Here is a 12,706-nt window from a genome sequence, read left to right on the forward strand (position 1 = left end):
CTCCCCGCGCGTCCCCCCGCCCGCATTGCCGCATCTCCCGATCCGTGATCCCGAGCTTGCGCCATGTCAGAACCGGAGCCGCTTCGCCTACCTCCCGGGATCGGGAGATTGACAAGGCGCGCGCACCATGTGGCGGCGCGTGACAAGCGCTGAGCTCACGGCTATTCTCGGCGGCGCTCAAGGCGCGAAGGGGGCGTGATGCAGCAGTGGATGGCCGATCTGATGCCGGTGCTGACTGCCAGCGATCCGAAGGCCGCGACTGCGCGTTTTCGGGAACAGGTGCTGGCGCGCGGGGCGAGTTATTTTCAGGCGCGCGCCTATTCCCGGCCCGTGGGACGCCTGACCTCGCAGCGCCACTATGCCGCAGGCGGCGTGATCGAGCGGCACGCTGTCCCCGGATGGGAAGGCAGCGCCTCGTTCAACTTCATCTGCTTTGACAAGAACCCCCTGCTGCGCCCGATCCGCGAAGGCCGTACGCGCTATCGCTTCAGCGACTTTGCCCCGCATCGCGACCGCCGCTTCGGCGACTATTGGGAGGCGCTGTCCGAAGCGCGCATCGGCGAGGCCCTGTGCGCGACCTCCTATGGTCCGGCGGGGCGGATCGCTTCGGTCCATATCGGGTTTGCGGAAGGCGCCCCCCCGCCCGATTGCGCGCGAGCGGTGCACCGCGCGGCCTTGTTGTTCACTGATCATCTGGTCGATCTGGCGCGCCCGGCACCCGAAACACCGCCCCCCGCGCTCACTCCGCGCGAGGCGGATTGCCTCGCCTATGTCGCGGAAGGCAAGACCGATTGGGAAATCGCGGTGATCCTCTCGCTGTCCGAGGCGACGGTGCGCTTCCATATCGACAATGCGCGCGCCAAGCTCGATGCCGCAACCCGTGCCCATGCGGTGGCCAAATGGGCTAGCCTGGGGCAGCTGTAAGCGGGGACAGCGGCCGATCACGGGCCGCGCCCGCTCTTGCCATTCGCGCCCTTGCCGCCTAGCCGCTCCGGCGAGTTCGACCCCGCAACCGGAGCCCTTCCATGGTCCCCCGCTACGCCCGCCCTGCCATGACCGCCCTGTGGGAGCCCGAGGCGAAATATCGCATCTGGTTCGAGATCGAGGCGCACGCGACGCAGAAGCTCGCCGATCTGGGCGTCGTGCCGCAGTCTGCCGCCAAGGCGCTGTGGGACTGGTGGGCGACCGATCCGAAGATCGACGTGGAGGCAATCGACGCCATCGAAGCGGTGACCAAGCATGACGTGATCGCCTTCCTCGACTGGGTGGCGCGCGAGGTGGGCGAGGAAGCGCGCTTCATGCATCAGGGCATGACCAGCTCCGACGTGCTCGACACGACGCTCTCGGTGCAGCTGGCGCGGGCGAGCGACATCCTGCTCGCCGATCTCGACGCGTTGCTCGCCGCGATCAGGACCCGCGCCGAGGAGCACAAATACACCCCCACCATCGGCCGCAGCCACGGCATCCATGCCGAGCCGGTGACCTTCGGGCTGAAGCTTGCCGAAGCCTATGCAGAATTCAGCCGCTGCCGCACCCGTCTGGTGGCGGCGCGCGCGGAGATCGCGACCTGCGCCATCTCGGGCGCGGTCGGCACCTTTGCGAACGTCGATCCGGCGGTCGAGGCCTATGTGGCCGAGCAGCTCGGCCTCGAAATCGAGCCCGTCTCCACCCAGGTTATCCCGCGCGATCGCCATGCGATGTATTTCGCCACCCTCGGCGTGATCGCCAGTTCGATCGAGCGGCTCGCCACCGAAATCCGCCACCTGCAGCGTACCGAGGTGCTCGAGGCCGAGGAGTATTTCTCCCCCGGCCAGAAGGGCTCCTCCGCCATGCCGCACAAACGCAACCCGGTGCTGACCGAGAACCTCACGGGATTGGCGCGCGTGGTCCGCTCCGCCGTCACCCCCGCGCTCGAGAATGTCGCGCTGTGGCACGAGCGGGACATCTCGCACTCCTCGGTCGAGCGCTACATCGGCCCGGATGCGACCATCACGCTGGATTTCGCCCTCGCGCGGCTGACCGGCGTGGTCGAGAAGCTGCTCGTCTACCCGGAGCGCATGGCGAAGAACATGAACCGCATGGGCGGCCTCATCCACTCGCAGCGCGTACTGCTGGCGCTGACGCAGGCGGGGCTGACGCGCGACGAGAGCTACCGCCTCGTCCAGCGCAACGCCATGAAGGTGTGGGAATCGGACGGCGCGCTCTCGCTGCTCGATCTGCTCAAGGCCGACCCCGATGTCACCGCCGCGCTCAGCCCTGCGCAGCTCGAAGAGAAGTTCGACCTCGGCTACCATTTCAAGCACGTCGACACGATCTTCGCCCGGGTGTTCGGATGAGGGCGCGGGTGCTGGACTTGGGAGCCGAATGGCTTAGGTTCGCACCCACCAGGGGCCACCGGGAGACACAACCTTCGTGAAAGTCCTTCGCACCATCATCTGGGTTCTGGCCGCGCTCGGCTTCCTGGTGTTCGCCATCTACAACTGGCAGCCGGTCGAACTGCGGCTGTGGCAGAACCTCGTGCTCGAGACCAAGGTGCCTATGCTGGCGCTGCTGGCCTTCACCGCCGGCTTCCTGCCGATGTGGGCGGTGCACCGCAGCGTGGTGTGGAGCCTGAACCGCCGCCTGCGCACGCTCGAAAATTCGCTGAAGAACAGCGTGATGCCGCACCGCGCCGACACGAGCGCAGGACCGGTCACCCCGCCGCTGGCGGACAGCCCTGTGGACAAGCCCGGGAAAAGTGGGGGAGAAGAAGGCGACGCTTTCGACATTTCCGATAGCGGCAGCGATAGCGGCGCCACGGGCAGCGACGGGGGGAGCGCGGGCGAATGAGCAATCCGGTCTATCTGGCGCTGGACGTGCCCCAGCTCGAACCGGCCAAGGCGCTGGTCGAGAAGGTCAAGGCCCATATCGGCGGGGTCAAGCTCGGCCTCGAGTTCTTCTGCGCCCACGGCGCGCACGGGGTCCACGAAATCGCCCATTGCGGGCTGCCGATCTTCCTCGACCTCAAGTTCCACGACATCCCCAACACCGTCGCCGCCGCGATGCAGGCGATCCATGTCTATGAACCCGCGATCGTCACCGTCCATGCGAGCGGCGGGCGCGCGATGATGGAGGATGCGAAGGCGGCTGCGGCCGCGGGCACCAAGGTGGTCGCGGTGACGATGCTTACCAGCCTCGATGCGAACGACCTGACCGCCACCGGCGTCTATGGCAGCGCCGAGACGCAGGTCATGCGCCTCGCCGAGCTCGCCCACGCGGCGGGCCTCGACGGGATCGTGTGCTCCGGGCAGGAGGTCGGCATGGTGAAGAAGGCGTGGAAGGACGGCTTCTTCGTCGTCCCCGGCCTGCGTCCTGCCGGGAACGGCACCGGCGACCAGAAGCGCGTCGTCACCCCCCGCGCCGCGCGTGACAACGGCGCGAGCGTCCTCGTCATCGGCCGCCCGATCAGCCGCGCGGAGGACCCGGCCGCCGCAGCTCGGGCGATCGAGGCGACGCTCTAGGCGAACAGGCATGGCGGACGAGGCCACCCCCAACCTGCCCTCCCGCGATTTCGCCGCAACCGCCGCCTACTACGCCAAGCTCGGGTTCGAAGAGGACTACCGCTCCGACGGCTGGATGATCCTCTCACGCGGGGATCTGAAGCTCGAATTCTTCCCCTACCCCGATCTCGATCCCTTCCAGTCGTCCTTCAGCTGCTGCCTCAGGCTCGACGATCTCTCCGCGATGATGGCGCTGGTCGAGGCCAGCGGGGTGCCCGATGCGCGCCGCGGCATCCCGCGCTATCACCCCGCCGCGCCCGATCCGAGCGGGCTCACCATCGCCTATCTGATCGACCCCGACGGAACGCTGCTGCGACTGATTCAGAACGACTGAGCATGACCGACACCGTCGCGATCACCGCCGCCTCCCCTGCCGACGCGCCCGCGCTGAAAGACCTGCTCGAAGCCGCCTATCGCGGCGATTCGGCGCGTCAGGGGTGGAACCACGAGGCCGACATCCTCGACGACGAGCGCATCGGGCGCGAGGAGCTCGTTGCACTGCTCGCCGATCCGGCGGTGACGATCCTCACAGCACGCGACGCGGGCGCGCTGGTCGGCTGCGTCGCGGTAACGCGCAAGGACGAGGCGCTCGGCTATCTCGGGATGCTGTGCGTGCTTCCCACGCTGCAATCCTCCGGCCTTGGCCGCAAGCTGCTCGATGCGGCGGAGGACCACGGGCGCGCGCTCGGGCTTGCGACGATGGAAATGACCGTGATCGACAGCAGGGAGAGCCTGATCGCCTGGTATGTCCGGCGCGGCTATGGCTTCACCGGCGAGACCCGCCCCTTCCACGAACTGCGCCCCGCCGATGCCGAGACCGGCCCGCAGATCACCTTCGTGGTGCTGGAAAAGCATCTCGGCCCCGCGTAAGGCCCGGCGCATGGCTGGCACTCTTGTGAAAATCTGCGGGATTTCGACCCTCGAGACCCTCGCCGCAACGGTGGGCGCCGGGGCGAGCCATGTCGGCTTCGTCCATTTCGCCAAGAGCCCGCGCCACCTCAGCCTCGCCGATGCCGCGATGCTGCGGCGGCAGGTGCCCGATCACGTCAAGGCGGTGCTGCTGCTGGTGAACCCCGATCCGGCCCTGCTGGCCGAGGCGGTGCGCACCATTGCCCCCGACGTCGTCCAGTTCCACGGGGCCGAGCCCCCCGAAACCCTCGCCCGCTTCCGCGCCGAGACGGGGATCGAAGCCTGGCGCGCCATGGCCGTCCGGGATGCCGAGAGCCTCGCCAAGGTCGCCGCCTTCCGCGGTGCGGCCGACCGCGTGCTGCTCGATGCGCCCGCCACCGCGCTCCCCGGCGGCAATGGCACGGCCTTCGACTGGAGCCTGCTTGCGGGCTGGCAGGCCCCGCTCGCCTGGGGGCTGGCGGGAGGCCTCACCCCCGCCAATGTCGCCGATGCTATCCGCCTGACCGGCGCGCCGCTGGTCGACACTTCCTCCGGGGTCGAGCGCGGCCCCGGCATCAAGGACGTGGACAAGATCGCCGCCTTCTGCAAAGCCGCGCGGCTATGAACACTGTCCCCAATTCCTTTCGCAACATGCCGGACGAGCGCGGCCATTTCGGCCAGTTCGGCGGGCGCTATGTCGCCGAGACGCTGATGCCGCTGGTGCTCGATCTCGAGCGCGAATACAGGAAGGCGCAGCAAGACCCCGCGTTCCAGGCCGAGTTCGACGACCTGCTCGAACATTACGTCGGCCGCCCCTCGCCGCTCTACTTCGCGCCGCGCCTGACGGAGGAGCTCGGCGGCGCGCAGGTGTGGTTCAAGCGCGACGAATTGAATCACACCGGCGCGCACAAGATCAACAACTGCATCGGCCAGATCCTGCTCGCCATCCGCATGGGCAAGACCCGCATCATCGCCGAGACCGGCGCGGGCCAGCACGGCGTCGCGACCGCCACCGTCTGCGCGCGCTTCGGCCTGCCTTGCGTGATCTACATGGGCGCCGAGGATGTGAAGCGCCAGTCGCCCAACGTGTTCCGCATGAAGCTGCTGGGGGCCGAAGTGGTCCCCGTCACCAGCGGCGGCGCGACCCTGAAAGACGCGATGAACGAGGGCCTCAGGGACTGGGTCGCCAACGTCCACGACACCTTCTACATCATCGGCACCGCGGCAGGCCCGCACCCCTATCCCGAGATGGTCCGCAACTTCCAGAGCGTGATCGGCAAGGAAGCCCGCGCCCAGATGCTCGCCCGCACCGGCCGCCTGCCCGACCTGCTGGTCGCGGCGATCGGCGGCGGGTCTAACGCGCTGGGGCTGTTCCACCCCTTCCTCGATGACCCTTCGGTGAAGATGCTCGGCGTCGAAGCGGCGGGCCATGGCCTCGACGGCGACGAGCACGCGGCGAGCCTGCTCGGCGGCTCGCCCGGCGTGCTCCACGGCAACCGCACCTATCTGCTGCAGGACGAGGACGGCCAGATCACCGAGGGCCACTCGATCAGCGCAGGGCTTGACTACCCCGGCATCGGCCCGGAGCACGCGTGGCTCAAGGAGAGCGGCCGGGTCGATTACACCGCCGTCACCGACGAGGAGGCCTTGGACGCCTTCCAGCTGCTCTGCGCGACCGAGGGGATCATTCCGGCCCTCGAACCCTCGCACGCCATCGCGGCAGTGAAGAAGGTCGCGCCGACGATGCCCAAGGACAGCATCATCCTCGCCAACCTGTGCGGGCGCGGCGACAAAGACATCTTCACGGTGGCCGAGAGGCTGGGGGTGGAGCTTTGAACAACGATTACGCGAGAGCGCTAGGCATCGGCCTGCTCCTCGCCGCCATTCCTCCCATCGCAGCCATTCTTGCGAGCTCTTTCGGCTTCGAGAGCACGAAGGCTGCTGAAGAGGTTGTGCTCGCCTCCGCTCTCTTTTTCGTCATGGGTTCACTCATGAAGCTCAAAACTCGGTTGCTCGGATGACCCGCCTCACCACCACCTTCGCCCAGCCCCGCCCCGCGCTCGTCTGCTTCATCACCGCGGGCGACGGCGACACGGCAGCCAATCTCGATGCGCTGGTGGAAGCCGGGGCGGATGTGATCGAGCTCGGCATGCCCTTCACCGATCCGATGGCCGATGGCCCCGCGATCCAGAGCGCCAATCTGCGCTCGCTCGGCGCGGGCACGACTACCGCGGACGTGCTGCGTTACTCAACCGAATTCCGCGCGCGCCACCCGCACGTGCCGCTGGTGCTGATGGGCTATGCCAACCCGATGGTCCGCCGCGGGCCCGAGTGGTTCGCCGGGGCTGCCGCAGCTGCGGGCGTTGACGGCGTCATTTGCGTCGACATTCCGCCCGAGGAGGACGACGCGCTCGGCCCGGCCCTGCGCGCGAAGGGCATCGCCCCGATCCGGCTCGCCACCCCGACAACCGACGCCGCGCGCCTGCCGCAGGTGCTCGAGGGTTCGGAGGGCTTCCTCTACTACGTCTCAGTCGCCGGGATCACCGGCAAGCAGCAGGCGCAGATCGCCAGCATCGAGGCGAACGTCGCGCGCATCAAGCAGTCGACCGACATTCCCGTAGCGGTCGGCTTCGGGGTGCGCACGCCCGAGCAGGCGGCGGAAATCGCCAAGGTTGCTGACGGCGTCGTGGTCGGCAGCGCGCTGGTCGAAATCTGCGGCCAGTATGGCGCCGAGGCTCCGCAGCACCTCAAGACCCTGACCAAGGCGCTCGCCGAGGCCGTGCACTCGGCCCGCTGAGGGAACTGCAACGCCACCCTGTGGATTGCTCCCATGCCCGCCCATCTCGCCATGACGGGGAAACCCGGCTAAGGACTTGCCCATGAACTGGTTCACCCGCGTCCGCAATTCGCTCGGCTTTGCCTCGGAGAAGAAGACAACCGAGAAGGATCTGTGGATCAAGTGCCCCTCGTGCCAGGAGATGCTGTTCGTCGCCGATTACGAGGCGAACCTCAGCGTCTGCCCCAAGTGCGAGCATCACGGCCGCATCGGGGCGGACGCGCGGCTCGCGCTGCTGCTCGACGAAGGTTTCGAGGTGCTGCCCCTCCCCAAGGTCACCGAGGACCCGCTCCAGTTCAAGGACACCAAGAAATACACCGACCGCCTGAAGGCCGCGCGCGCTGCCAACCCGCATGAGGATGCCTTCGTGGTCGGATCGGGCTTCATCGACGCGCAGCCGGCGGTGGTCGGCGTGCAGGATTTCAGCTTCATGGGCGGCTCGATGGGCATGGCCGTGGGACAGGCCTTCTGCAACGGGGCGCAGAAGGCATTGGATCGCAAGTGCGCCTATGTCGTGGTGACCGCGGCGGGCGGCGCGCGGATGCAGGAGGGGATTCTCAGCCTCATGCAGATGCCGCGCGCGACGGTGATGACGCGGCGGCTGAAGCAGGCTGGCCTGCCCTATATCGTGGTGCTCTCCGACCCGACCACCGGCGGCGTGACCGCGAGCTACGCCATGCTCGGCGACATCCACATTGCCGAGCCCGGCGCCCTTATCGGCTTTGCGGGCCAGCGCGTGATCCAGGACACGATCCGCGAGCAGCTGCCCGAAGGCTTCCAGCGCGCCGAGTACCTCCACAAGCACGGCATGGTCGACATGGTCGTGCCCCGCCACGAGCTGAAAGCAACGCTGGCGCAGGTGCTCGACTATCTGGCGCCCGTGAAGGCGGCGTAAGTCCTCCCCTCCCGCCTGCGGGAGGGGCCGGGGGTGGGCATGAGAGACTTCGGCAAATCCGACGATCCGCGCGTTCAGGCACAGCTTGATCGCCTCGCCGCGCTGAGCCTGCCGCAGGGACGGCTCGGGCTGGACACGATCCGCGCCCTCATGGAACGCCTCGGCAATCCTCACCGCAAGCTGCCGCCGGTGTTCCACGTCGCGGGCACCAACGGCAAGGGCTCCACCTGCGCCTTCCTGCGCGCGATGCTGGAGGCCGAGGGCTACAAGGTCCACGTCACCACCTCCCCCCACCTCGTCCGTTACAACGAGCGTATCCGCCTCGCCGGAGAGCTGATCTCCGACGCCATGCTGGCGGACGTCCTCAAGGAGGTGCTGGACGCGGGAGAGGACCTCGGCCCGAGCTTCTTCGAAGTCACCATCGCCGCCGCCTTCCTCGCCTTCAGCCGCGTCCCCGCTGACGCCTGCGTGGTCGAAGTTGGCATGGGCGGGCGGTTCGACGCGACCAATGTACTCGAACCCGAAGTGCTCGCCGCCTGCGGGATCGCCGCGCTCGGCCTCGATCACGAACGCTTCCTGCTGGCGCCCGAGGAAGGCGTGCCCAAGGAGCCGATGGCGCGGATCGCCTTCGAGAAGGCGGGGATCGCCAAGCGCGGCGTGCCGCTGGTGACGATGGGCGATCACCACCTGCCGCAATCGAAGGCCGCGATCGAAGGCGTTGCCGCGAGCGCCGGCGCGCCGATCTTCCCTTGCGGCCTCTATGGCGCATGGGCCGCCAAGCCGACCGGGAACAACAGAGTGCTGGTCTATGGCGAGGGGCAGGCGTGCTACTTCCACGCCCGGCTGGGCCTGAACGGGCGGCATCAGGTCCACAATGCCGGGCTCGCCGTCGCCATGCTGCGGTTTCAGGACAAGGTGCAGGTCAGCGAGGCAGCGATGAAGGCGGGGCTCGCCGCCGCACGCTGGCCCGCACGAATGCAGCACCTCTCCCCCGGCCCCCTAACCGGTAGCCGCGAGGTCTGGCTCGACGGCGGGCACAACCCCGATGCCGGGCAGGCCATCGCCCGCATGTTTGGCGCAGGCGTGCCCGATCCTGCCAACCCGCTGCGCCGCCTCCACCTTGTGATCGGCATGATCGAGGGCAAGGACCCCGCCTCGCTGATCGGCCCGCTCGCCCCCGCCATCGCCAGCATCACCGCCGTGCCGGTGCCGGGCCACGAATGGCACCCCGCGAGCGCCTTCGGCCCCGATGCGCGCCCGGCCCCTAATGTGCCGAGCGCGCTGGCGATGATCCCTGACGACGGCCTGCCGATCCTGATCGCCGGCTCGCTCTACCTCGCGGGCGAGGTACTGCGGCTCAATGACGAGCTGCCCGACTGATACCGTCCGTCTCCTGTTGGAGACACATGAGACACTGTCCAGGAACCGAAAACCGCTTCCTCTGCTGGCCACATCAACGCGCGCAGAATCAGGGTCAGGCATCTCATGCGGGCAAGAATGACCCGTCTTTTCCAAGTAGGAAAGCGCTTTAGATCTCCGGATCGGGCGGCGGGGCATTCTCCGCCCGTCCCGACCGTGCCTGCCGCATCCATTCGATCACGCACAGCACTACGGCGATCCCGCCGATCAATGTCGTCAGGATAAAGACATAGTTATAGCCGCGCTGCTCGATCATTTGCCCGAGCGCTCCGCGTCCCAAGGTGCCGATCAGCAGCGTCAGCGAAGCGAGCAGCGCGAACTGCACTGCCGCATAGCGTTTGGCGACGATGCTCGAAAGCCAGGCGATATAGGCCGCACCAGCGATGCCAATCGCAAGGTTTTCCCAAAAGATCGTGAAGGCCAGCTTTGCCAGCCCAGGCGAGGGCGGCGCGGCGACGAAGAACAGGGGCGAAAGGCCCTGTGCCATCGAATTTACCAGCCAGGTGAAGCCGATAGCGTCGCTCGCCGCCTGCATCGCCGCACCGCCGACGGCAAGGTTGGCGTATAGCAAGTTGGTCGCCGCCGCCACTACTGCGCCGATGGTAAGCATGAACATTCGCCCCAACACCGTGATCAGCCAGCCACCTAGGGCAAGGCCGATCAGCACGGCGAAAATGCCAAGAATCTTCGAGGCGAAGGCGACATCCTCGCCGGTATAGCCAAGCTCCTTGAGGTAGAACGGATAGGCAAACACCCCCCAGACCGAATCCGTGATCCGGTAGGTCAGCACCAGCGCGAGCACCAGCATCAGCGACCAGCCCATGCGGCTGACGAACTCGACCAGCGGTAGCACCAGCGCGCGGTAGAGGTGATCGGCAAAGGTGACCTCGCGCACCATGCCTTCCGGCAATTCAGCGGCGATGACATTCACGCCCTGGCGTTGCTGCTTGACCACCCAGGCCGCGATGAAGGCCGGAAGCACGATTGTCGCCAGCACGATGAGCGGGCCATAAGTGGTGGTGAATAGCGCGACGTCGGGTCGGGTCTCGGGACTCTCGGTCATCGAGCGGACCATGAACACCACGACCGTTCCGATTGCCCAAGCCCACAGCAGGCCGACAGCCAGCAGCGCGCGGCTGCGCACCTCCGGCGTCACCTCTCCCACAGCATAAAGCTCGGCCACCTCGCTGCGGTTGAAGGCGGCGTTGGCAGCGCGGTCCTCGCTCACCTCGGCATCGGGCGCGAACAGCCCGGCGATGCCGATTGCCAGCATGAAGGCGCCGAACATCACGTAGACGAAGGGCCAGCCATAACGGTCGGCCATGATCAGCCCGATGGCGCCGCCGACCAGCGAGGCGAGACGGAAACCCATCTGAGTTATGGTCGAGAGGATGTCGATGGTCGCCACTTCGTCGGCGACATCGATACGCCAGGCGTTGATGGCGATGTCCTGTGTCGCGCTGGCGAAGGCGCCGACCGCCGCAAGCAGGCTGAACCACGCGAGGGCCGAGCGCGGGTCGAGCCCGCTCATCACCACCAGCGCGATGCCGATGACGAGCTGCATCGGCGCGATCCACTGCTTGCGCTTGCCGAGCTTGCGCAGCCCCGGAATGTCGACCTTGTCGAGCAGCGGCGACCACAGGAACTGGAAGGCATAAGCAAGGCCCACCAGCGAGAACACGCCCATCGTCTCGAGATCGACTTCAGCCTCTGAAAGCCAGGCGTAGAGCGTGCCGAGGAATAGCGCGGGCGGAAGGCCCTGTGCGAAGCCGAACAGCACCATGAAGCCGCTTTTCGGATTGCGCAGCGAACGCAGGAGTGTGCCCCAGCCCGGTTTGCCTGTTGCTGCCGATGCTTCGGCCATGCTGCTCACGTCCTTCCCGTTGGCGCGGATTTCTGCGACACTAGCCGCTCAGGAGAGGAATGGGGAAGAGAACATGAACCCAGTCGGCACAGCTGTCCCCACATTGCGTCCCACCCCCGGACAATTGGCCCTCGCCGAAGCGATCCGCGAAGGGCGCGCGAAGGTGGCGGGCGGGATCCAGACCGTGCCGGCAACGAACTACACCTGCCCCGATCACTTCGCGCGCGAGAAGGCGGCGCTGTTCGAGCGGCTGCCGCAAGTGATCTGCCCGAGCGCGCTGCTGCCCGAGCCCGGCATGGCCGTGCCGCACGACGCGACGGGCCGCCCGCTGCTGATCACCCGCGACGCACAGGGCAAGGCGCACGTCTTCCTCAACGTCTGCCGCCACCGCGGGACGCGGCTGGTGGAGGGCAGCGAAGTCCAGTGCGCCAAGCGGCTTGTGTGCCCCTATCACGCATGGACCTACCGGCTCGACGGCGGGCTGATGGCCCTCCCCCGGCCCGAGACCTTCCCGGGGCTCGACAAGGGCGACTTCGGGCTGGTCGAGCTGCCCAGTCTCGAGGCAGGCGGGTTGATCTGGTTTTCGCCGGCCGAGGGTGCGGACTTCAGCGCTGCACAGGAATTGGGCAGCGACTTCGACGCCTTCGGCCTCAGGAGCGCGCACCTGTTCCGGCGCAAGCTCCACACGGTGAAGGGCAACTGGAAGCTGATCATGGATGCCTTCCTCGAGAGCTACCATGTCACCCGGCTCCATGCCGCGACCATCGGCCCGTTCTTCAAGGACGGGATCACCGCCGGCGACCAGATCGGCCCGCACCAGCGCTCTGCCGTCGGGCGGCTGGAGGAGATGGAGGGCGTAGACCTCACCGACATGGCGAGCCTGCGCCGGGTGGTGACCTTCGCCTACCAGCTACTCCCCGCAACGGTGATCGTGCCGAGCCCCGATTACGTCAACGTGATGGTGCTCATGCCGCAGGCAGCCGATCTGACGCTGGTCGAGGACTTCATGCTCATTCCCGAGGCACCCGCCACCGAGAAGGCGCTGGCGCATTGGGAGAAGAGCTGGAACCTGCTCGACGGCGGGGTTTTTGCCAGCGAGGATTTCCGGGCGGCGGAGCTCGGCCAGCAGGGGCTTTCGAGCGGCGCTGTCGATCACATCACCCTCGGCACCCTCGAAGGCGGGATCGCGCGGTTCGACCAGATCGTGAGCGAAGCCTTGCGGGCGGCCCCGTGAGGGCCTAGGCGCCGCCCCCATGCCCACCCAG

Annotated in this window: 14 protein-coding genes; 13 read left to right on the forward strand and 1 reads right to left on the reverse strand. The window is 67.4% G+C overall.

All coding sequences use genetic code 11. From position 1 onward, the window contains the following. The first annotated feature begins 198 nt into the window (after positions 1-198). From AX708_RS04255 to AX708_RS04310, 12 genes are all read left to right on the forward strand, one after another. Complete coding sequence (locus tag AX708_RS04255; protein ID WP_066530032.1) at positions 199-924, forward strand: helix-turn-helix transcriptional regulator; 726 nt, start codon at positions 199-201, stop codon at positions 922-924. Between the two features lie 101 nt (positions 925-1,025). Then, positions 1,026-2,336, forward strand: a complete 1,311-nt coding sequence (purB, locus tag AX708_RS04260) for an adenylosuccinate lyase (RefSeq protein WP_066530030.1) — start codon at positions 1,026-1,028, stop codon at positions 2,334-2,336. Between the two features lie 76 nt (positions 2,337-2,412). Then, positions 2,413-2,829 carry a hypothetical protein gene (locus tag AX708_RS04265; protein ID WP_066530028.1) on the forward strand — a complete coding sequence of 139 codons (417 nt, stop codon included), beginning with the start codon at positions 2,413-2,415 and terminating at the stop codon, positions 2,827-2,829. Beyond that, on the forward strand, positions 2,826-3,500 hold the full coding sequence (gene pyrF, locus AX708_RS04270; RefSeq protein ID WP_066530026.1) for an orotidine-5'-phosphate decarboxylase: 675 nt from the start codon (positions 2,826-2,828) through the stop codon (positions 3,498-3,500). Before AX708_RS04265 ends, pyrF begins: the two co-directional genes overlap by 4 nt. 10 nt (positions 3,501-3,510) lie before the next feature. Next, positions 3,511-3,873, forward strand: a complete 363-nt coding sequence (locus tag AX708_RS04275) for a bleomycin resistance protein (RefSeq protein ID WP_066530024.1) — start codon at positions 3,511-3,513, stop codon at positions 3,871-3,873. A gap of 2 nt (positions 3,874-3,875) precedes the next feature. Continuing rightward, positions 3,876-4,409: a GNAT family N-acetyltransferase gene (locus AX708_RS04280; RefSeq protein ID WP_066530023.1), complete on the forward strand. Its 534-nt coding sequence runs from the start codon at positions 3,876-3,878 to the stop codon at positions 4,407-4,409. Positions 4,410-4,419: 10 nt separating this feature from the next. Next, positions 4,420-5,052 (forward strand): phosphoribosylanthranilate isomerase, encoded by a 633-nt coding sequence (locus tag AX708_RS04285; RefSeq protein WP_066530021.1) that lies wholly within the window; start codon positions 4,420-4,422, stop codon positions 5,050-5,052. Beyond that, a complete protein-coding gene (gene trpB, locus AX708_RS04290) occupies positions 5,049-6,263 on the forward strand; it encodes a tryptophan synthase subunit beta (RefSeq protein WP_066530018.1) in 1,215 nt (404 codons plus the stop codon). The genes AX708_RS04285 and trpB overlap by 4 nt, the downstream gene beginning before the upstream one ends. Beyond that, a complete protein-coding gene (locus AX708_RS04295) occupies positions 6,260-6,448 on the forward strand; it encodes a hypothetical protein (protein ID WP_066530017.1) in 189 nt (62 codons plus the stop codon). Before trpB ends, AX708_RS04295 begins: the two co-directional genes overlap by 4 nt. Then, positions 6,445-7,224 carry a tryptophan synthase subunit alpha gene (trpA, locus tag AX708_RS04300; RefSeq protein ID WP_066530016.1) on the forward strand — a complete coding sequence of 260 codons (780 nt, stop codon included), beginning with the start codon at positions 6,445-6,447 and terminating at the stop codon, positions 7,222-7,224. The genes AX708_RS04295 and trpA overlap by 4 nt, the downstream gene beginning before the upstream one ends. An 82-nt stretch (positions 7,225-7,306) precedes the next feature. Then, on the forward strand, positions 7,307-8,158 hold the full coding sequence (gene accD, locus AX708_RS04305) for an acetyl-CoA carboxylase, carboxyltransferase subunit beta (protein WP_066530014.1): 852 nt from the start codon (positions 7,307-7,309) through the stop codon (positions 8,156-8,158). Between the two features lie 39 nt (positions 8,159-8,197). Continuing rightward, complete coding sequence (locus AX708_RS04310; RefSeq protein WP_066530010.1) at positions 8,198-9,538, forward strand: folylpolyglutamate synthase/dihydrofolate synthase family protein; 1,341 nt, start codon at positions 8,198-8,200, stop codon at positions 9,536-9,538. Between the two features lie 148 nt (positions 9,539-9,686). Here the strand turns inward: AX708_RS04310 and AX708_RS04315 are convergent, their stop codons facing one another. Then, positions 9,687-11,441, reverse strand: a complete 1,755-nt coding sequence (locus AX708_RS04315; RefSeq protein WP_066530007.1) for an MFS transporter — start codon at positions 11,439-11,441, stop codon at positions 9,687-9,689. 124 nt (positions 11,442-11,565) lie between these two features. Here AX708_RS04315 and AX708_RS04320 point away from each other — a divergent pair, with 124 nt between their 5' ends. Beyond that, positions 11,566-12,675: an aromatic ring-hydroxylating dioxygenase subunit alpha gene (locus AX708_RS04320; RefSeq protein ID WP_197426108.1), complete on the forward strand. Its 1,110-nt coding sequence runs from the start codon at positions 11,566-11,568 to the stop codon at positions 12,673-12,675. The last annotated feature ends 31 nt before the right edge of the window (positions 12,676-12,706 follow it).

Origin of the sequence: Erythrobacter sp. CCH5-A1, from assembly GCF_001557115.1 — a bacterium.
Classification (GTDB): Bacteria; Pseudomonadota; Alphaproteobacteria; order Sphingomonadales; family Sphingomonadaceae; genus Erythrobacter.